Raw genomic sequence first — 19,738 nt, 5'->3', positions numbered from 1 at the left:
ATCCGTATGGGCAACCGCCCTATCCGATCGGCGGTAAAATTAGGGTTTTTCCTCCGCCCTCCTCCAGCCCATCCCGACCCATCCCGACATGAGCAACGACACCCAACGCCCCAGCGGCCGCCAGCCCCACCAGTTGCGCGACGTGCGCATCACGCGTCACTACACGAAGCATGCGGAGGGCTCGGTGCTGGTCGAATTCGGCGACACCAAGGTGATCTGCACCGCGAGCGTCAGCGAGAGCGTACCGCCGTTTCTGCGCGATCGCGGCCAGGGCTGGCTCACCGCCGAATACGGCATGCTGCCGCGCGCCACCCATACCCGCAGCGACCGTGAAGCCGCGCGCGGCAAACAAACCGGCCGCACGCAGGAAATCCAGCGGCTGATCGGCCGCGCGCTGCGCTCGGTGTTCGATCTCGAGAAGCTCGGCGCGCGCACGCTCAATCTCGACTGCGACGTTATCCAGGCCGATGGCGGCACACGCACCGCGAGCATCACCGGCGCGTTCGTCGCCGCGCATGATGCGGTCGCCAGATTGCTTGCCACGGGGCGCATCGAAAGCTCGCCGATCCTGGATTACGTCGCCGCGATTTCGGTCGGCGTGTACGACGGCGTGCCGGTGCTCGACCTCGACTACGACGAAGACTCGCAGTGCGACACCGACATGAACGTCGTAATGACGGGGGCGGGCGGCTTCGTCGAAATTCAGGGCACCGCGGAAGGCGTGCCGTTCTCGCGCGAAGAAATGAATGCGCTGCTCGATCTCGCGAGCGACGGCATCAGCACGCTGATCGCAAAGCAGAAAGAGGCGCTGGGAGTGCAGCAGTGAATGAGGTTCGTCAGGACGGTGGCGGGAACAATGCTCACGGCGTAACGTCGGGAATGCCGCTGAAAAAGGTCGTGCTCGCGTCGAACAACGCGGGCAAGCTGCGCGAATTTGCGGCGCTGCTCGGCGCGGCCGGCATCGAGTTGATCGCGCAAGGCGAGCTCAACGTGCCGGAAGCGGAAGAACCGCATCCCACCTTCGTTGAAAACGCGCTGACGAAGGCCCGTCACGCTGCGCGGCTCACCGGCCTGCCCGCGCTCGCCGACGACTCGGGCCTTTGCGTGCGCGCGCTGCGCGGCGCGCCGGGCGTCTACTCGGCCCGCTTCGCGCAACTCGCCGGCGGCGAGAAATGCGACGCGGCGAACAACGCGCGCCTCGTCGACGAACTGCGGGACGTGAGCGACCGCCGCGGCTATTACTACTGTGTGCTCGCACTCGTGCGTCACGCGGACGATCCCGAACCGCTGATCGCCGAAGGCCGCTGGCATGGCGAAATCCTGGACGCGCCGCGCGGCGAGCATGGCTTCGGTTACGACCCGTACTTCTATCTGCCGTCGCTGAACGCGAGCGCCGCCGAACTCGAGCCGGCGGTCAAGAACGCGAGCAGCCATCGCGCGATCGCGCTGCGGCAACTGCTCGCGCGTCTGTCGGGGGAAGCGTGATTCCGATCCGATCGACGCCGGCGGACATCGGCAAGGGTGTCGTCAGTGCGTTCACGTCGCCGGGCAGCATCCGTTTGACGTCGCTGCCGCCACTTGCGCTGTACGTGCATTTCCCGTGGTGCGTGCGCAAGTGCCCCTACTGCGACTTCAATTCGCACGAGTGGAAAGGCGAGACGTTCCCGGAGAACGACTACCTCGACGCGTTGCGCGCCGACCTGGAAATGGCCTTGCCACTGATCTGGGGCCGCCAGGTGCATACGGTGTTCATCGGCGGCGGGACGCCTAGTTTGCTGTCGGCGGCGGGGCTCGATCGCATGCTGTCGGATATTCGCGCGCTGCTGCCGCTCGACGCCGACGCGGAAATCACGCTCGAAGCGAACCCCGGCACGTTCGAAGCCGACAAGTTCGCGCAGTTTCGCGCGAGCGGCGTGAACCGGCTGTCGGTGGGCATCCAGAGTTTCAACGAAACGCATCTGAAGGCGCTCGGCCGCATTCACGACGCGGCGCAGGCACGCCACGCGGTCGAAGTCGCCGCGACCACGTTCGACAACTTCAACCTCGACCTGATGTTCGCGCTGCCCAGGCAAACGCTCGCCGAATGTCAGGCCGACGTGGAAACGGCGTTGTCGTTTGCCCCGCCGCATCTGTCGCTGTATCACCTGACGCTCGAACCGAACACGCTATTCGCCAAGTTTCCGCCCGCGTTGCCCGACGACGACGCGTCCGCAGACATGCAGGACTGGATTCATCAACGCACCGCCGAGGCCGGCTACGGGCGCTACGAGGTGTCCGCGTATGCGCAGCCGCATCGGCAGAGCAAACACAATCTGAACTACTGGCGCTTCGGCGACTATCTCGGCATCGGCGCGGGCGCGCATACGAAGCTGTCGTTTCCTAATCGCATCGTGCGCCAAGCGCGCTACAAACATCCGACCACGTTCATCGAGCAGGCCAGGGCTGGTGCAAGCGTGCAGGAAGAGCATGAGGTCGGGCCGCGCGATCTGCCGTTCGAGTTCATGCTGAACGCGCTGCGCCTGGTAGAAGGATTTCCGGTGCATCGGTTCATCGAGCGCACGGGCCTGTCGATCACGACGATCGAGCCGGCGTTGCAGGAAGCGGAACAGCGCAAGCTGATCACACGCGACCACGAACGGATCGCGCCGACGCCGCTTGGGCAGGCGTTCCTGAACGACTTGCAGGCGCTGTTTCTGAAAGATCCGCAGTGATGGCGGGTCACCTAGACTCGGCAGCGAAGTCTTTTCAGGTTACAATTTGCGGCTTGGAGGTGTGGCCGAGTGGTTTAAGGCACCGGTCTTGAAAACCGGCGAAGGAGCAATCCTTCCGTGAGTTCGAATCTCACCGCCTCCGCCAGGACGCTTGTTTTAATCCGTCCGGATCAATCCGATTCAATCGCGCAAAGCCTTACCAGCTAAGGCTCTCAGCGCAAAACTCCCAAATGTAGTTGTCCGGTTTCGTTGCAATTAATCGCGTTCAGTCGTAAATTTTATGGTGGACTGGATGGTGGACTAGCGTTGGTGGACCAGATGGTGGACTGCCGGCGCGCCGATCGATAACGAGCAACGATGCCAAAGAAAGCCAAGGAACTCGGGCCGCTGGCCGTCAAGCGACTGACGACACCGGGAAAACATCCCGTTGGCGGCGTGGCCGGCTTGTATCTCAAAGTCGTCAGCGAACATGCGCGCTCATGGGTGCTCCGTGTCGCCGTCGCGGGTCAGCGCCGTGAAATTGGCTTGGGCGCATACGCCGAATCCGGCATGGGTGTCGCGGCAGCGCGAGTAAAGGCGCTGGCCGTGCGTGAGGACATCGCCCGCGGCATCGATCCGGTTATGCAGAAGAAAGAGGCCAAAAGCCGTCTGCGCGCGAGCCAAGCGCTCGAAATGACGTTCGAGCAAGCGGCGAAGCGTTTCATCACAGTGAAAGAGCCGGAATGGCGAAATTCCAAGCATGGCGCCCAGTGGACCTACACACTCGAGGAATACGCATACCCTCTCATCGGCAAGATGATGGTCCGGCACGTCACACGTGCGCACGTGACAGAGATTCTTGAGCCGATCTGGACAACCAAAACGGAGACCGCATCGCGTCTGCGCGGCCGCATCGAGGCGATTCTCGACTGGTCGCGCGTGAAAGGCTTCCGCGATGAAGGCGTAAACCCGGCCGCGTGGCGCGGCAACCTCGACAAGTTGCTGTCCGCTCCGAAGAAGACCAAGCGCGTACGCAATCACCCCGCCCTGCCGATCGTGCAGATGGGCACGTTCATGGTCACGCTGCGCGCGACCGAGGGCGTAAGCGCCCGCTGCCTCGAATTCTCGATATTGACCGCCGCGCGATCCGGCGAAGCGCGGTTTGCCGAGTGGACCGAAATCGATCTGGAGAAAAAGGTCTGGGCCGTGCCCGCCGAGAAAATGAAAGCGAAGAAAGAGCACCGCGTCCCGCTCTCGCCGGCCGCCGTGCGCTTGCTGGAATCAATCGAACGGAAGAAAGACGTTGACCTGGTATTCCCGAGCCCGCGATCGGGCCGCGCGCTGTCGGACATGTCGCTGCTGGAGCTGATGCGTCGACAGAGCCTTGAGGCGACGCCGCACGGTTTCCGCTCGACCTTCCGGGACTGGGCCAGCGAGTACACCAACTATCCGCGCGAGCTGGCCGAGGTGGCGCTCGCGCACATCAAAGGCGATGCGACCGAAGCGGCGTACTGGCGCGGGGACGTACTGGAAAAGCGGCGGCGGATGATGACGGACTGGTCGGAATTTTGCGCCCAGCCGCTGAAATCGGGTGCCGTTATCCCCTTCAATAAGACTGCGTAGAGAGACAGGATATCGTATGACAAAGCCTGAAAATGTAGACGACCCGATTTGGTGGAAGTGGTATAGCGACGCTTCGCGAAATGCGCCATTAATTGCCCGCCACGCGCTGAATATTGCCGATTTGTTGGCCGGCGTCATGGTAACTAGGGGTCTATTCCCCTCTATGACGGAGTTCATAAACGTCATGGTGCTGCCGAAATTCGATTCGGAAATGGCATCAACTTTAAAAGTAAATGAATTGCGATTAGAGGGCTTCGTCATTAAAGAAATTCAGCACTACGTAAATCAAGAAAATAACAGAAGTTATTCGCAAGACGACCAATTGACGTTTTGGCGGTTCTCAGGAGTCGCATGTGATCAAATTTGCGCCGCTATTCGAAGTGAAATCGACGGCGATGTTGATGACGCTTTGAGAAGTTTGTCTGCTGCGTCACATCTTGTAGGCATTGTCATGGCATATGACCTCTACGTGGATGAAAATAGCGGCTTGGGGGAGATTGACGATCAAATAGACCTTGCCGTACGCCGGACAATCTCGGAACGCGCCCGAATCGCGGCCAATGCTGCGCATGTAGAAAATCGTGCCATTAAGGACGCAGCCTTCGAGTGGCTCGACAACAACTACATCAAAGATAAATTAACAATTGACCGTGCAGCGGAAAGTCTAGGTGCTTTGGTTCCTATGGAGTTCAGCACGCGAAAGCGCTACGTCATAGATTGGCGGAAGTCAAGACGGCTAGCGCGCGCAGAGGGGTCGTAGCATGCAATAGGCCCCTCTTGCGTGCAGTGCGGAGACTCAGCCCGCAAGATCGGGCCGCGGCGCGCAGACGATCTATTTCCGCCCGCGCTCGAAGTTAAGAATCCATTCGAACGTCCAATCCGGACGCCTTTCGAGTGGATACAGATGAAACCGGCAAACGCCCTCAAAGACTTTGATGACCTCCCGAACGCGGCAGGCGTCCCCGTAAAGACCGTTGCAGCTCTATGCGCGTGCAGCGTTTCGACGGTCTGGGAGCGAGCGAAGCGAGGCGACCTCCCTAAACCTATCAAGATTGGCGGCAATGCGCGCTGGAACGTGGGCGAGCTGCGCGCATTACTGATTGGTGCATGCGGCGGTGCGTCGACCACATCGGCATCAAGCACGACTGTGGAGGCTTGAGCGATGGACGAAAAAAAAGCCACGCCGAAGCGCAGCTCGAAAAAAACAACAGAGGTCAGGACCAAGGTTAACACGGTGCGGACCGATGCGCCAGGCGGCGCGCGCGTCATCGTCGCGGACTTCGACGGCCGGGCCGTGTCTTTCGACAGTTCCGGATGGTTCAACGCTACCCATGCGGCGAAGCGATATAGCAAGCGCCCGACGGACTGGCTGCGTCTGTCTTCAACGGTTGAGTACATGCGAGTACTCCGCGAGGTGCTGGGAATAAGTGAGGAAATCCCACTTATTCGGGCCGTGCGTAACAGCGGCACCTGGTTGTGCCCAGAGCTCGCCGTATCGTTCGCTCGCTGGTTGAACACCCGCTTTGCCGTTTGGTGTGATGCAACGATCAACCGGATTCTGCGGGGCGGTGCCACGGCTTGGAACAAACCGCCAGAGGCGCGTAGCGAGACGCCCGACCGCGAAGGGCTGCTTTCCATTGTGGCCGCCATCGTCGCGCGTCACGGCCTGCTGTTCAACACGGTCTACGAATCGCTCAACCTGTATGTCGGCGTAAATCACGCGCGGCAAATGACGTGTGCCCAGGTCGCGGATGCAGCCGCATTCGGTGAGCGCCTGCTGGCGGGTAGCACGACATCCGAAGACTTCGCGCGGATCGAGCGTCACCGCTTGAGGCTCGGCGGCGTGCCGGCGCAACTTTCGCTGGGCGGCACGGAGCTGACAGGAGGTGCGGCATGAGCGCATCCGATCTGCCGGTGCTGGACCTGCAGAAAAACGCCCGCGAGCGCTTGCGAATCATGCACAGCACCTATAAGGGCAAGCCGTACATCGACCTTCGGATCTGGTACGCCGACCAGAACGGCGACTATCAGCCATCGCGCAGCGGCGTGAGCATTCGACCGGAACAACTCGCCGAGGTTGTGCGCGGGCTGACGCTTGCCGGCCGCGAACTGCCGCAGGGAGGCAACTGATGCGCTCTGCTGGCGCAAGTCGATTGACACATAGGCCTATTCGGCCTAGCATGGGCATTAGTGGCTGCATACCCGTGCGGCCCATACCCGAGAGGAAAACCACCATGCCTAATTTATGCGGCGCGCTGCGCCATGCCCAAAATTCCTATGCTCTATCACCCACCACCACCAGAAGCGCTCGCGCAGTTCAAGGAAGAGCTTGGACTATCGAGCGCCCAAATGTCGGATCTATTTGGCTTATCCGGAGGGAGGCACTGGCGCAAGTACACAGGCGGCGCGGAGCCGTCTGGAATGAGTCCACAAATCTTGTTCTTTGCATTGGCGCGCTTGGAGCTACCGCCGGAAACGCTCGAACGCGTCTTGAATCGAATGCGCTCGCTAGGAGCTACGATCGAACTGGACGACCCGAAGTAACCGTACTATCGCGCGATATCCCCTGCGCTCGCGTTCGCCGGGCGCACCGCTCCCCCATCGAATCCTTGGTCAGCGATGCACTTCGTCGCGCCACCCTCGCACAGACAGATCGCGAAGCGCTCGACATAACCGGCGCTGCATTGGCCCGCCTGGCCGAACTCGCCCACGAGCGCTACAGCTTGGAGGCGGATCGGCTGAATATTCAGCCGATGCCTGCCGGCGGCGCGCTTGCTGCCGTGGCTGCACTCTCGCGCGAGGAGGTGCGTCATGCGTAAGAACACGACAGCAACAGTCGAGTCCACGAATGCGGAAATCGACCGCATCGGCTACGCACTGGCAAAGCAGGTTTCAGACATGGAACGAGGTTTCACGATTCAGACGAGCTACGGCGAACTTCGAATCGACGCCGAGGACGCCCCGCGTTTTGTCGCGCTCGCCCGCAGCATCCTGCAAAAGCAGCTCAAGCGCGCGGAGGTCGGTAATGTCTGAACTCACCACAAAACACGACGCATGCAGCACGTACGCGACTGACAAGGCCATTATCCGCGTCGACCAGTTGCAGGCGTTGGCCAGCCTGTTGAGTTTGGAGGAAGTCGCTGAGCAATTCGCCGGCATGTCAACCACCGCGCAAGTCGCGCTTTTCGGCCTGTTCGAAGATAGCCTGGGCGACGTTCGTGCAACGCTGGTTCGCTGGATGGAGGTGCAGCCGTGAGCGCCACCACAAGGAAGAATGCCCCGCAGCGAACCCGGCCTGCGTTCGAGCTCAGCGCGTCACTGTCGCCGCTCACCAGTGACACGTACCACACCTCACAGGCAGGCATGTTCCCGTTGCCGGTCGGCGAGATGCTGACGCTTATCGACCGCGCACGCGCTGTCGGCTACGGAATCGAGAGCCTTACCCGCATTCTGATGAACGACGAACTGGCCGACACGCGGGACGGTCCGCGCGTGATTTCTGTTTGTGACGCAGGGATCATTCAGGAATTTTGCGCAGTAACCGCAAAGACACTGGCCGCTGACGCGGAGAGGCTGATCTATCAGATCGAGCATCCAGGGGAGGCGACGCATGGCTAAGCGCCCTGTTTCCATCGAGGCCGAACCGCAAGACACGACCGAACTCCGGGCTCTCGTATCTGACGCCGCCACGCAGTTTCAATGTGCAGTCGAACAGTTCTACGAACTAGGCCATGTGCTCGAAGCGATCGCCGGACGGACGCAGAACTGGTCCACGGAGCGCGGTCTGGCGAACCTTGGCGCGAGGCTCGCCGACGAAAACGCGGCTCACCTCGAATTGCTGCGCGAGCGCTACAGCATGGAGGCGGAACGCCATGGCTCCTGACCTCTCTACACAGCACGCCAGGGTTTTGATGCTCGCCGATCGCTACCCGAATATCCACCGGGAGCCGGTGAGGCAGACACGCGGCCCCGGCCGCCGTCCAAAGTGCATCCCGAACCTGTTCACCATTCGTCGCGAGCGAGGTGTGGCCGAGCAGCGCGCAAGGGAGCCGGGACGCGTCGTAATCGAGACAGCCGCGAACGGGATCTATCACGTCACTTTCGAGGGGCGCTTCGACCACTCACGCGCCGCAGCAATCAAAGTCGCGAGGACGCTGCTGTGCTGGCTGGAGTCGCCCGATACCGAATTCCCGGCGGCGACCACGAACCTGCGCGCGTCTTTGCGTAAACATAGCTATGAGGACTCCTCACAGCAGGAGGTTCAATGAGCGAAGTAATGAACATCGAATCGCAGTTCGCGGACGCACTCACCGCGGCGGGGTTCACCGCGCCCGATATCGTCGCGGATGGCAAGATCCATCGTTTCGACGGGCCGGAAGACAAGCGCAACAAAAAGAGCGCGTGGTACGTGCTGCATGTTGACGGTGACATGGCTGGCGGCGCGCTCGGTGACTGGAAGACCGGGATGCGGTCGTACTGGTCGAGCAGGAGCGAAAACACGCTCACCCCAGAGCAGAGGGCTGCATGGCGGGCGCATATGGACCGGATTCGCGCCGAGGTCAAAGCCGAGAAACAACGACAGCAAAAGCGGGCGGCCGCGAAGGCCAGGAAGATATGGGCCGGCGCACGCGATGCCACCGCAGATAACCCCTACTGCCAGAAGAAGAAGGTCAAGCCCTACGGCCTGAAAGAGTTTCATGACCGGCGCACGCTGATTGTGCCGGTGCGCAACTCGGCGCGCGAGCTGGTGAGTCTGCAATTCATCTACGAAGATGGCTCGAAGCGCTTCCTGACGGGTGGCGAAAAGGCCGGCTGTTCGTATCTGTTCGGCCGGTCGTCCAATGAGCGCATTCTGATCGCGGAAGGCTTCGCGACAGCGGCAAGCCTGCACGAGGCAACCGGGATGCCCGTGGCCGTGAGTTTCGATTGCGGGAACCTGGCGTCTGTTGCGCGGCAGCTGCGGAACAAGCTCCCTGAATGCGAACTGATCCTCTGTGCCGACGACGATGCAGGAACGGCGGGAAATCCGGGCTGGACGAAAGCGCGAGCGGCCGCGCGCTCGGTGGGCGGCTTGTTGGCGATTCCGGCTTTCGGCCCTGACCGACCGAACGGCGCCACCGATTTTAACGACCTGCATGCACTGGGCGGGCTGGAGGCCGTGCGCGCGTGCATAGAGGCTGCGACGCCCCCCGGCGACGAGCAGGAGGCCACCGCCTTACCCGAAGCAGAGAAGGCCGCTACAGCGCCCCGCAAGCGCTCCGGCCCCTCTGTTGTGCTGACTCGTGCATGTGACATCGTGCCTGAGCCGATCTACTGGCTATGGCCCGGATACCTGCCCGCTGGGAAATTCACGGCGTTCGCGGGTCCGGCCGGCTGCGGCAAGACGACGATCGCCATTGCGCTGGCTGCGACAGTATCAAACGGCGGGGCGTGGCCGGACGGTACGCAGTGCCCCGAACCCGGCAATGTCGTGATCTGGACCGGCGAGGATGGTTTGGCCGATACCCTCGTTCCGCGGCTGATGGCGGCCGGTGCTGACCTGACGCGCGTCCGGTTCATCGAGTCGGTAATCGATGACGACGACAAACTTGCACCGTTCGACCCCAGCCGCGACGTGCCGATCCTGTCGGAAAAGCTGACGGAGATCGGCGGTGCGCGGCTGCTGATTGTCGACCCGATCATCAGCGCTGTGCGGGGTGACAGTCACAAGGCCGGCGACGTGCGGATCTCGCTCCAGCCGTTGCTCGACCTCGCCGCCGCTCATAACTGCGCGCTGCTGGGTATCACGCACTTCTCCAAGGGGTCCAAGGGGGCGGCAACAAACGACCGCCTTATCGGCTCTCAGGCGTTCGGTGCTTCGGCGCGCGTGATCCTGATTGCGGGCAAGGACGAGACGAGCGGCCGGCGGGTCTTCATGAAGAGCAAGGCCAACATTACGGACGACGCGGGCGGCTTTGAGTACTCAATCGATGTTTTGGACATAGGCGACCTGGCATCGAGCCGCGTCCAGTGGGGTGAGCCGCTTACCGGCTCGGCCGGGGACATTCTGCGCGAGATCGAAGCCGACGAAGATAGCCAGGAGGACGCAGCCGAGCAGGCTTCGAAGTTCGACCGTGCCCGCAGCATGATTTATGAACTGCTGCGCCCCTTCGCATCGACTCGCGAGTTGAAAGCGGCTGCGGCGGCGGAAGGAATCAGCTGGCGCACGGTTGAGGCCGCGAAGAAGACTGAACTCGCATCGGGCGCCAAAATCCGGGCGGTGAGGCAAGGCAAGGATTGGGGTTGGATATGGGACACCCATGGCGCGAACTATCCGGACGAGGTCAAGCCGGCCACTGTCTATTACGCTGACTTTGGTAACAATGAAGGTCAATTGACGGCCGTCGACGACGCGACCAACGCGGATTCAACTCCGCAACCGTCAACTCCGCAATCAATTCAAGTCCGCAAAGACGATTGCGGAGTTGAGAACCAAGCCCAGCAAGGGATACAAGCCAAGTCCGCAACTCCGCAATCAATTTCTAACGCCCCGCGTGCGCACGCGTGCGCGCACACGCGCACGCGGGGGGGTTCTGAAAACCATTGCGGACTTGCGGACTTGACCGGAAACACCCGACCAGCAAGGGATTCAAGTCCGCAATCAAGTCCGCAATCCGAAAACCATTGCGGACTTGAATCAAAAGATTGCGGACTTGACGACGGTCACGTCGGGGGTGATCTATGACCGAGTCGGAATACCTCGACCGCATTTGCGACGACGTTGTTCGTTGCACGCGGATCAACAATCGCGCAGAGCGGATCGCAGTGCAGCGCGGCACGCTCGAAGCGATGGGCCATATTGGGGACCCTGGAATCAACACAGACGACCGGGCGTTCAAGCAGGGCTGGGAGTGGCTGTGTATCGAGTGCGGGCCGCTGCCAGTCCGGTTCCGCCGTCTGTTCGCTGCTGGGTTTTGGGGTGTCATTGCCAGCTATCGCGCACACTCGCGCGCCCGACAGGAGCAAGCGCGATGAATGCACTTGATATCTGGCACGAGTGCCGGCGGCGCGCGGTGACTCTGAGCCTCAACGGCGAACGCCTGCATTACGACGGCGCGTCCGAGGCCGTCGAATCGATGCTCCCCACGATGAAGGCACACCGCGAGGGGCTGCTGGCGTGCGTGACGGCGCTCGACGGCGCGCTGGTTGCTGACGGGCCCTATTGGCCGTGGGGTCCGTATCTGAGCCCCGAACGCCTGCACGAGTGGCAGCGGGAGCTTTCGGACGCGGTAGACGATCTGGCAAAGCTGGAGGGCTGGCCGCAAGCAGACCGCGACCGGGTGTTGATCTGCATCGAGCAACAGCGGGCCAGCACACTACATCCGGATCTTGCCTATTTCCACGAACGACTGCGCGAAGCACGAGCCTCAGCGGTGGCGCGCGAGGCGATCGCAAAGCGGAACTGGTGCGGCGAAGGACTGAACGAAAGGACAATGTAATGAACTACACACGGGAGCAACTGGCGCTTGCGCTCACGATGCTCGATATCACGGTACCGGCAAACGTCACCCAGGCCAGCGCAACCGCTCTGGCGCGGCCCGCATTGCGCCACATGGCGGAGGGCATTTCCCTGTCCGAAAGCACGCCGGATTTAGGGACGTGCGCTTTTGATCCGGAAACAGGCTATACCTACGAGCCCCGGGAACCCGGCGACTGTCAAATGGTGCGCGCACTGAAAGCGCTCTATCAACTGTTCGGGGCGCTGCATCCTGGGGCACCGCTATGGGCGTACGAAGAACGTGAGGCGCGTAAGCAGGAGGCGTCCGGGCGCGTTCGGGACGAAAGCATGCCGATGGTCGACCGGATCGCGGCTTTTCACGAGATCGCGCTTGCGCACTTCGCGCGATCGGCTAGCGCCTCCCTCAGTGCACGCGATCCGCTGTCGTTCGTGTGGCATCCAGGCGTTCAGGACTACATGCGCCACTATGTGTACGCCGCCCCGCGACACGCCCGCGAGAATTACGGGGAGCGCGTCTTCGCCGTGCTGATGCTGAGTTACGAGCCGCCCGAGAAGCCGTTTATCGATCCAGGCAAGACACTCTGGACCGGAGAGTCCGGCTATACGCGAGGTGCTCGCGATGACGATTGACGCGACGAGTGCGAAAGCAGTGTCAACGTTACTCGCCGTGGCCGCAACGACGACAGCCGCGTGCCTGTCGATCGTCGCGGGCTGGCAGCGCGGCGGCTGGCTGTCAGAGCGCGTGCTATGGGTCGCAATCGGCGTGGTGCTGGTAATGGCCGCTCACCTGTTGCCTGCACTGTGCCGGGGTGCATCGCTGGTCGTGCGCTGTGCCGGCGGCGCGCTGTGGGTCGCTTGCATTGCGGCGGCCTGCTACGGTCACGCCACGTTCTTCCTGATGGCGCAAGCGCATGCCGGTGAAAGCCGTGCGGAGGCGGTCACCTCGCCCGCTGTCGTCCCTCTCGCACCATCGGGGCGCGGCCTGACTGAGATTGCGCACGACCGGGCGGGCGTCATCGCGAAACTTGCCGCGGTGGAGGCACGGCGCTGCACAGGCGACTGTCCGGCGGCGCGGGTGCAACGGGTCACGCTGACGGCCCGGCTCGACGCGCTGACTACGGAGGCCGACGAAGCGCGGCGTGCACAGGTGGCGGACGACCGGCGGACAGAGCAGGCCGACCGCCAGGCGGAGCGGCGGGATTCGATGCGAGCCGATCCAGTCTCACTGCGCATGGCGGCATTGCTGGGCGTACCGGCGGCGCGCGTCGACCTGATAGCTGGGTTGGGATTCGCGGCGGTGCTGGAAGGTGTCGCGTGCCTGCTGTGGATGCTCGTGATTCCCGCGCGTACCACGCTACTGGTCGCGTGTGTTTCGGGCAGGCGCGCCGGGTCGACAGCGGACGACCACCCGGCAGTAACGTCCGGTCACGAGCCGGTAACGGATGCAGTCACGCCGCTCGCCGTGCAGGAAGAGACGGAAACAGACGTGACGCGCCTTGCCGAGGCAATCGCAACCGGCCGCGTACGCGCAACCGTCTCGGATATCCGGCGGTATCTCGGATGCTCGCAGAGGCGTGCGCTGGAACTGCGGCGGCGCGTCAACCGATGCCAACCTGAACAGGATATAGCGTCCGCTTTGAACTAGAAATTCAGCCATTCGCACACACGCGGATGATGACCAACCGGCGTATAACGTACCCCGTAAGCACTACTAACTGGAGAAAACGTATGGACACGAGTGCAGTACAGGCCGCACAAGCGGCCATTCAACAAAACACGGTTGAAATTTCCACCACGAAGGCGAAGCTCACGCGGGCGCAGGAGACGATCGCGACAGCAACTGCGCACAAGGCTCGCGTTGAAGAACTGCGGGCGCAGCGTAGCCAGATTACAGCTCAGGCGTTCATTGATGAACAGACGCCGGACACGGCAGACATTGACGAAGAATTGAAGCGCCTCGAACGAACGGGCAAGGCCGAAGCCTTGAATCTCGAGGCTGCGACGGGCGCGACTGAACTGATTGAACAACGGCTGACCGCCTTGGGGGCAAAACGTGACCAACTTGTGAATGCCCGCGACCGCGCCGCCTACGAGGCGCTCAAGGGCGAAATGTCGGCGTGCGAACAGGAGGTCAACGCGGCGATAGAAAGTCTTTCCGATGCGGTGTTTCGGTGCGCCGCGGCGGCGCGGTTGCTCCGCCAGTTTGATGAAGCGAACAACGGTAGCGACTATTCGATCGAACGGTTCGCGAAAAAGTTGAAGATCGGATCGGCAGTGGGCGCTCAATCGGAAGTCTATTTCGGCTCCTATGGCAACAAGGCTGTCCTGTCGCACTACGACGCGCTTTTCAGCGAGCTTGAGGCGGTCGGCGCGGTCGTCCGACCGGCTCCGCGTGGGCCCACGTACGCGCAGCGACGAATGGCCGAAATGGAGGAGGCGTCGCGGGCGAAGAACGAACGCAACCGACGGGAGTCGACAGTGATCCACGCGTTCGGCGATCCGAATGCACCGCCCGAGGGCGAGCCGCGAACGATCCGGCTGAATCTCGATCCGGGAATGGTGCAGGAAGGCTAACGCCTCCAGATGTGACCCGAGGGCGGCCCTGCCATCGACCGCCCTTGGTATTGCCTCCGCGTCGTTCGCATCATTGACGCGCAGGCGCTGACAGTAACGAACGGCCGTGTTGGCGAGCTCACCTACGCCTGAACATTGAAAGGAAGAAATCATGAGTATTGGACATCCACTTTCTCGACCACGCGGCCTGTCGGGCGCCGCCGCGAGGACAGCGCCGACACAGCTGGAGCTGACGGGCGGGCCGTCCCACTACGCGCCGTCAGAGCACCCGGGAGCACGCGCCGAACGCGAACGAATCTTCGCGATCCTTAATCATCCGCACGCCGCAGCCCAGCCGGACACGGCGCGGGAGCTTGCCTTTACGCCCTGCCTTTCGCCACAGGCGGCGGCGACGATCCTAGCGGCGAAAGGACAGGAGTTTGCCAATCGTGCGGCGGCACTGTGGGAGAAGCACGGCAGGGCTCAGGAAGCGGAGAGCGGCGCGCCCGCGGAGATGGAACCCGAGCAGCCGGCCTCCCGCTGCGAGTCGGCTTTCTCCGCGCACGCCCGCGCGCTGTGGAACAGACACGGCGCGGGGCAAGCGGCGACCGGCGGCCCTGCACAGGATGACGATTGACAGGTGAGGTCCCGACGATCGGCGCACCAATGAAAAAGCCCCGGCAAATGCCGGGGCTTTGTGCCTGCCGCGCCGTGAGTCGAAACTACGGCCGCAGACTCTGCGGGTTTTTGCATGAGGTAACGGGCACTCGCGCAGTAATCCCGCGAACAGTTTACGCCTGTCGTTGCGATGGTGGATTTACCGCCGGTTGCGTCCCGTTGATATCGACAACACATTGAAGGAATTCCAACTGCATGGCACGCAATCCCAAAACGGCAGAGCCTGACCTTGAGGTCTCTGCACACTGGCTCACGCAGTTTGGCCCGCTCGGATCGGTTGAGCAGACCGCACGCCTTGCAGCCGAGGGCGTTTCCGTAAAGGTGGGGCATGGCCGCTATCTCGCCGGGCCGGGCGGGTCGGGCCCGGCCCGCCGCGATGGGCGCGCGACCGGCGTCCGGGGGGATTGGGAGGCTCCTTTTCAAGCCCGGCGGGGTCGCGGGTCCTTCCGGAGGCCCGGCGCATCGCGGGGAATGCTGCGACGCGCGGTCTTTAAGTAATTTTCGGTTCCAAAAGGGGCGCAGTCACAGTCACAATCGCCTTCATGAGATTTTCTCATGACCATTCGAAAGGCTTTGTGGGTAAGGCTTGCAGCGCTTCCCTGCATGCTGGAGGGGTCGATTTTTGCCACAAAAGGAGGCTATCAGTTTGACTGACTTGTGATCGGCGGGCGCGCCCTTTGCGTCCCAGAGATCGGTTCTACGACGCCAAAAATGCCGTGCGAATCCGCTGATTAACCCCGCCGCTGTCCGGAAGCCTTTGATGCGCTGCGCCGCCAGCGGAATGTAAGGTTTTTGTTAGCAATTCGATTTGGCGAAAAATTCGGAGGCCAATCGACAGATGAATCCGGCCGCTAAACGTCGCCAGGCATCTCGGCATTCCCGACGGCCATCGTTCCGTTCCATCTGGCCCGCGGCCGAGCGCCGCAATGCTGGTGGGAACGGCCAAGGATTGACGGGGATGTAGCCAGCCGGTGCTAAACTTCGCAGCGGCCCCACACCAATGGACACGTGCGGGCATGTCTGACATGCTGAGTGCGGACGGTAACAAAACGTGTTTCGAAGGTTCGTCTATTCTTGTCCTGTAACGGCTCGCAAGCCGTCGGTGACTTGGAGGAAAAGTTTATGACAATCTCTGCGCTCCAACTGGCCGGAGAGTTAATTCGCCGGTCCGCAACCCGCAACTGGACTCAGACCAATCTCTCGATCCAGAAGCTCGCTTACTTTTGCCACGGGTGGCACCTCGCGCTCGCTAACGAACCGCTCGTCAACGAGCAGTTTGAGGCGTGGAGATTTGGACCGGTGCTTCCGGGCCTGTATCACACGCTGAAGGTTTTTTCGTCTAATCCGATTCCGGCGAACCATCCCCTCGTGCTGAGCCAGCCCACCCTACCGCCGCGCGAGCAATGGACTGCTGCGCTGATCGATCGGATATTGGAGGTCTATGGTCGCCAGTCACCCGCGCAGTTGGTAGCTATGTCCCACAGCAGCGAAGGTCCATGGGAAACGGTCTGGCAGGAAGAAGGGCAAGATGCGCGGATTAGCAACGAAGCTATTCGCGACTATTTCCGCCAGATCGCACAGCAACCCGCACAGCAACCCGCACAGCAACGTGCACAACATCGTGCAAGACAACCGGCGTGAGCGAAATTGGTAGCGAAGAAAACGACAAGCGGCCGTTCGCGCAAGCCTACCGCCGAGCCCGATCTGTCCGCAATCAAGATTATTCCGCAAAGCGGAAAGTTTGAATCCGCCAGTCAGAAGACCGATTCTCCAAAGGGCGTTGAGTACGAAGAACGCGTCGTTGCATTCGTCGACCTGCTCGGCTTCAAGGAGGCTATCCAGCGATCAGCTCATAAGAATGAGAGCGGCCGGGAACTGCTTCGCCGGATTCACGCTGCACTCGACATTCGCATCGACGGATACGCACAGGCGTTCGCTCCGATGGTAGATCTGCAAATGTCGCCGTCCGACTTTGACGAGCGATTCCATTCGTTTTCGGATTTCATCGTGATGTCGGTCAAGCGGGACATTTGTGCAATCGGACTGCTGATTTATGCAGTGTTCAAGATCTGCCGAGAGCTTCTCTCGCAAGGCTTTGCAAGCCGCGGCGGGATCGCGATGGGTGACCTCTACCACCGCCAAAGGGATCCTGAGGACTCCAGTGCGCCGCCCATGGTATTTGGGCCCGCCTTCGTCGCTGCATATCAGTTCGAATCAGCCCACGCCGATAGTCCGCGTGTCATCATGCAAAACTCCGTGTGGCAGCATATTGAGAAGAAGTGCCGGGAGATGCCGGCCTCCCGCTTATCGAGCTTTCTCAGGACACATGTGCAACGCGCAGAAGACGGTCCGGCGTACGTGGATATTTTTGCCGATTTCGGAGTGAACGACTTCTATAAATCCCGAGCCGATTTGACAACTGAACAACAGGCGATCCACAGACATATCTGCGCGGCACTGGATGAAACCGCTGATCGCCCCCATCAGTTCAAGAAAAATGCCCAATTGGCGCGTGAATTCAATCAAGCCCTCGAAGGAGCGGAATTGCATGAACACATCATCCCCCGCACGAAACTCCCGAAGCGCGGCAATCCTCATTGAGTAACGGCACGTTCCGGGATATTCGGAAATTCGGCAAGATAAACGGACAACTGGGAAAAACATGTCAAGTCCTGGAATAGGTTGACGGCAACAAGCCGTGTGATCCAGATCTTAACGGGGGCCGTCAGATTTATTATCTAAGTGACACGCGGGAGACTCAGGTCAACCAGAAACAGGCTGCCGAGATGCTTGGCGTCAGCGCGCTCGGTTCATAAGCTACTGAAATTCAGCACGCTGCAGCTGAACAGTGCGCGATGATTCCGATCGTGCAGATCGACGCAGTACTTGCTTCTCGCGCGACCCACGAACACTCGTAGCTGCGGCAGACCGCTATCCGTAAGGTGTGTCGATTGCGGCGCCGCAGCGGCGAAAGCTATTCAACGCGGACAAGGGCCGCCGCCGCATACCACCGCTCGCACGGTTGTCCGCTAACGTCGTGCCACTCACATCGGCAGTATGGCGCGCCTTGGTCGTCCATTTGATCCGTGACGACCATAACTTTCTCGCTGCCAATCAGCCGCACCATATCTCCTACAGAAAGGGTTCGATCCATGATTGCACTCCATTGACAAAGGAGTGCTCATGCTCGTCTGAACGGGCCGAGCGATATAGTGGGGATCGACGTTTTCGGAGTCGCTAACAAGTCGCGCGCAAGAGTTGCAAGTTTCGCGGAAAATTGAACCCCGCTTGACGCTCGCTCTGATGCCCGGGTCCAACCGCGACAGCGGGGCCAGCGCCGAGCCACTCTCATACCTGATGGTCGGGCAACTGGTCGCTCAATGAGCCGATGGAGCTATGGATGCAACCCCGCGCCCCATGCGCCGATCTGGACGGGCAGCCGTCGACGGTTCAGCCGCACGAGAATCTGACGCTGCAGGGTTCCAGTGCAGTTGCGGATCGCGCCGAGCAGCGCTTCATTTGTGTTCGCTGCCGCGCCGCGTTTGCATGGATCATTGCGGGGCCGAGGCAGGTCTGGATGCTGTTTAATGCGGGCAGCATTGACTCGACGTGGACGTCCCCTAGCAGCGCTGAATCATGTCGGGTTTTACGACCGCGTAAACCCATGGGTCAAAAGACCGCATGGAAACGGCAAGCCTGCTGAATACGGGCTGCATTGGGACGAAGCAGATATGAAAATCCCCGCTCTTGGCGGGGCTTCAGACGATATAGTCGACGGGATCTTTCGAGTGGAAATTCTTCTTACGCATCACCGTAATGGCCGATATTTCATATGTCGTCTTACCGTTTCCGGACGCGGTATGGTGGAACCCGCAAGGAATGTTGATGTGTGAATTGCTGCATCGAACGTTGAAGGTGGTCTGATCGCTCAGTGCCAAAACTTTTGTGACGTACTTTTGGACTAGCCGATCAAGGATCGATTCAAGCTCCGCTATCGTGATCGGCGGAACATTACGCGGATCATTCACCCGGTACAGAGCAAAGTGACCCGTCAGCACAAATTTGGCGTTGTGCGTCACAAGCGTCGCGTTCATCCGTGTTTCCAGCCCTGCCAATTCTTGTATCGTTATTGGCATGATTGATTACTTTGTCCCGGGCGCGACCAATTCTTGAAGTTTGGCGTTCAGCACTTCGTTCGAATCGGCGACCAATGTACCGATGAATCGGCTTTCGCGAAGCGTACCGATATGAACGTTGAACTCGCGGTTGTCGAACGAATCAACAAAGACGAATTGCCCCGTTGCATCGTCGCGGAACGATGCGAAGTTTTCGCCAACTGACATGCGAAAATCAAACATCGCGCTCTCCTTCATGTTGCTTGTCCACGGCCTCAACCACGACGCAGTGTAACAAAAGTTTATCCCGACTTCTGGCGGCGTACCACGAAATCTCGATGCCTTCCGCGAATGTACGCGGCACAGGCAACGATGGGTAAGTTTTCCAAAATAGATGCAAGAATCAAACCAGAAACAGGCATCTCCTCTGTCGCCCCCCCCCGTGGGGACTCCGTGTTCGTCCCAAGAAGTTTGAGTCGCTCGGCACGCGACAATTCGCAACAAAGTGTTACTTTTTAGTAACACCTGCCCGATTTCAGTCACGCTGCGTTTTCCTCGGACTTTTCGGGTGCTCTTCGGAA

Annotated in this window: 25 protein-coding genes and 1 tRNA gene; 24 read left to right on the top strand and 2 right to left on the bottom strand. The window is 60.9% G+C overall.

All coding sequences use genetic code 11. The features are described 5' to 3' along the window. Positions 1-88: 88 nt before the first annotated feature. The 24 genes from rph to OKW39_RS16420 all read left to right on the top strand — a co-directional run bounded on the left by rph (position 89) and on the right by OKW39_RS16420 (position 17,643). Positions 89-826: a ribonuclease PH gene (gene rph / locus OKW39_RS16535; RefSeq protein WP_090801456.1), complete on the top strand. Its 738-nt coding sequence runs from the start codon at positions 89-91 to the stop codon at positions 824-826. Beyond that, the gene (gene rdgB, locus OKW39_RS16530) at positions 823-1,485 is read left to right on the top strand and encodes an RdgB/HAM1 family non-canonical purine NTP pyrophosphatase (protein ID WP_429563052.1); all 663 of its coding nucleotides are present in this window, start codon (positions 823-825) and stop codon (positions 1,483-1,485) included. The genes rph and rdgB overlap by 4 nt, the downstream gene beginning before the upstream one ends. Continuing rightward, on the top strand, positions 1,482-2,711 hold the full coding sequence (gene hemW / locus OKW39_RS16525; protein ID WP_429335171.1) for a radical SAM family heme chaperone HemW: 1,230 nt from the start codon (positions 1,482-1,484) through the stop codon (positions 2,709-2,711). The genes rdgB and hemW overlap by 4 nt, the downstream gene beginning before the upstream one ends. A gap of 55 nt (positions 2,712-2,766) precedes the next feature. Beyond that, positions 2,767-2,856 (top strand) — tRNA-Ser (locus tag OKW39_RS16520). Between the two features lie 212 nt (positions 2,857-3,068). Further along, positions 3,069-4,313, top strand: a complete 1,245-nt coding sequence (locus OKW39_RS16515) for a tyrosine-type recombinase/integrase (RefSeq protein ID WP_429563051.1) — start codon at positions 3,069-3,071, stop codon at positions 4,311-4,313. Between the two features lie 16 nt (positions 4,314-4,329). Continuing rightward, a complete protein-coding gene (locus OKW39_RS16510; protein WP_429563050.1) occupies positions 4,330-5,073 on the top strand; it encodes a hypothetical protein in 744 nt (247 codons plus the stop codon). Between the two features lie 402 nt (positions 5,074-5,475). Then, positions 5,476-6,210 carry a KilA-N domain-containing protein gene (locus OKW39_RS16505; protein WP_429563049.1) on the top strand — a complete coding sequence of 245 codons (735 nt, stop codon included), beginning with the start codon at positions 5,476-5,478 and terminating at the stop codon, positions 6,208-6,210. Then, a complete protein-coding gene (locus tag OKW39_RS16500; RefSeq protein ID WP_429563048.1) occupies positions 6,207-6,443 on the top strand; it encodes a transcriptional coactivator p15/PC4 family protein in 237 nt (78 codons plus the stop codon). The genes OKW39_RS16505 and OKW39_RS16500 overlap by 4 nt, the downstream gene beginning before the upstream one ends. Before the next feature lie 132 nt (positions 6,444-6,575). Beyond that, positions 6,576-6,857 (top strand): XRE family transcriptional regulator, encoded by a 282-nt coding sequence (locus OKW39_RS16495; RefSeq protein WP_429563047.1) that lies wholly within the window; start codon positions 6,576-6,578, stop codon positions 6,855-6,857. Positions 6,858-6,922: 65 nt separating this feature from the next. After that, the gene (locus OKW39_RS16490) at positions 6,923-7,132 is read left to right on the top strand and encodes a hypothetical protein (protein ID WP_429563046.1); all 210 of its coding nucleotides are present in this window, start codon (positions 6,923-6,925) and stop codon (positions 7,130-7,132) included. Next, complete coding sequence (locus OKW39_RS16485; RefSeq protein ID WP_429563045.1) at positions 7,125-7,346, top strand: hypothetical protein; 222 nt, start codon at positions 7,125-7,127, stop codon at positions 7,344-7,346. The genes OKW39_RS16490 and OKW39_RS16485 overlap by 8 nt, the downstream gene beginning before the upstream one ends. Further along, positions 7,339-7,569 carry a hypothetical protein gene (locus OKW39_RS16480; RefSeq protein ID WP_429563044.1) on the top strand — a complete coding sequence of 77 codons (231 nt, stop codon included), beginning with the start codon at positions 7,339-7,341 and terminating at the stop codon, positions 7,567-7,569. The genes OKW39_RS16485 and OKW39_RS16480 overlap by 8 nt, the downstream gene beginning before the upstream one ends. After that, positions 7,566-7,931, top strand: a complete 366-nt coding sequence (locus OKW39_RS16475; RefSeq protein ID WP_429563043.1) for a hypothetical protein — start codon at positions 7,566-7,568, stop codon at positions 7,929-7,931. The genes OKW39_RS16480 and OKW39_RS16475 overlap by 4 nt, the downstream gene beginning before the upstream one ends. Beyond that, complete coding sequence (locus OKW39_RS16470) at positions 7,924-8,196, top strand: hypothetical protein (RefSeq protein WP_429563042.1); 273 nt, start codon at positions 7,924-7,926, stop codon at positions 8,194-8,196. Before OKW39_RS16475 ends, OKW39_RS16470 begins: the two co-directional genes overlap by 8 nt. Next, positions 8,186-8,581, top strand: coding sequence for a hypothetical protein (locus OKW39_RS16465; protein WP_429563041.1), 396 nt, complete (start codon positions 8,186-8,188; stop codon positions 8,579-8,581). Before OKW39_RS16470 ends, OKW39_RS16465 begins: the two co-directional genes overlap by 11 nt. Next, the gene (locus tag OKW39_RS16460) at positions 8,578-11,037 is read left to right on the top strand and encodes an AAA family ATPase (RefSeq protein ID WP_429563040.1); all 2,460 of its coding nucleotides are present in this window, start codon (positions 8,578-8,580) and stop codon (positions 11,035-11,037) included. The genes OKW39_RS16465 and OKW39_RS16460 overlap by 4 nt, the downstream gene beginning before the upstream one ends. Continuing rightward, complete coding sequence (locus OKW39_RS16455; RefSeq protein WP_429563039.1) at positions 11,034-11,327, top strand: hypothetical protein; 294 nt, start codon at positions 11,034-11,036, stop codon at positions 11,325-11,327. Before OKW39_RS16460 ends, OKW39_RS16455 begins: the two co-directional genes overlap by 4 nt. Then, positions 11,324-11,791: a hypothetical protein gene (locus OKW39_RS16450; RefSeq protein WP_429563038.1), complete on the top strand. Its 468-nt coding sequence runs from the start codon at positions 11,324-11,326 to the stop codon at positions 11,789-11,791. The genes OKW39_RS16455 and OKW39_RS16450 overlap by 4 nt, the downstream gene beginning before the upstream one ends. After that, positions 11,791-12,441 (top strand): hypothetical protein, encoded by a 651-nt coding sequence (locus OKW39_RS16445; protein ID WP_429563037.1) that lies wholly within the window; start codon positions 11,791-11,793, stop codon positions 12,439-12,441. The genes OKW39_RS16450 and OKW39_RS16445 overlap by 1 nt, the downstream gene beginning before the upstream one ends. A 19-nt stretch (positions 12,442-12,460) precedes the next feature. Continuing rightward, positions 12,461-13,456 (top strand): hypothetical protein, encoded by a 996-nt coding sequence (locus OKW39_RS16440; RefSeq protein ID WP_429563036.1) that lies wholly within the window; start codon positions 12,461-12,463, stop codon positions 13,454-13,456. 83 nt (positions 13,457-13,539) lie between these two features. Next, positions 13,540-14,385: a hypothetical protein gene (locus OKW39_RS16435; RefSeq protein ID WP_184053189.1), complete on the top strand. Its 846-nt coding sequence runs from the start codon at positions 13,540-13,542 to the stop codon at positions 14,383-14,385. A 151-nt stretch (positions 14,386-14,536) separates the two neighbouring features. Beyond that, on the top strand, positions 14,537-15,001 hold the full coding sequence (locus OKW39_RS16430; RefSeq protein ID WP_429563035.1) for a hypothetical protein: 465 nt from the start codon (positions 14,537-14,539) through the stop codon (positions 14,999-15,001). A 1,163-nt stretch (positions 15,002-16,164) separates the two neighbouring features. Beyond that, positions 16,165-16,683 (top strand): Panacea domain-containing protein, encoded by a 519-nt coding sequence (locus OKW39_RS16425; protein ID WP_429563034.1) that lies wholly within the window; start codon positions 16,165-16,167, stop codon positions 16,681-16,683. A gap of 6 nt (positions 16,684-16,689) precedes the next feature. After that, a complete protein-coding gene (locus OKW39_RS16420) occupies positions 16,690-17,643 on the top strand; it encodes a hypothetical protein (protein WP_429563033.1) in 954 nt (317 codons plus the stop codon). A 1,157-nt stretch (positions 17,644-18,800) separates the two neighbouring features. On the opposite strand, the gene OKW39_RS16415 is transcribed toward OKW39_RS16420, so the two are convergent. Together OKW39_RS16415 and OKW39_RS16410 are read right to left on the bottom strand one after the other, a co-directional pair. Continuing rightward, positions 18,801-19,136 (bottom strand): hypothetical protein, encoded by a 336-nt coding sequence (locus OKW39_RS16415; RefSeq protein ID WP_429563032.1) that lies wholly within the window; start codon positions 19,134-19,136, stop codon positions 18,801-18,803. 48 nt (positions 19,137-19,184) lie between these two features. Beyond that, on the bottom strand, positions 19,185-19,415 hold the full coding sequence (locus tag OKW39_RS16410; protein WP_429563031.1) for a hypothetical protein: 231 nt from the start codon (positions 19,413-19,415) through the stop codon (positions 19,185-19,187). Positions 19,416-19,738: the final 323 nt, after the last annotated feature.

This window comes from Paraburkholderia sp. MM6662-R1, from assembly GCF_050436245.1.
In the GTDB taxonomy this organism is placed as follows: Bacteria; Pseudomonadota; Gammaproteobacteria; order Burkholderiales; family Burkholderiaceae; genus Paraburkholderia; species Paraburkholderia tuberum.
Note: the sequence above shows the minus strand (reverse complement) of the source record. Positions and strands in the feature narration are given on the sequence as shown.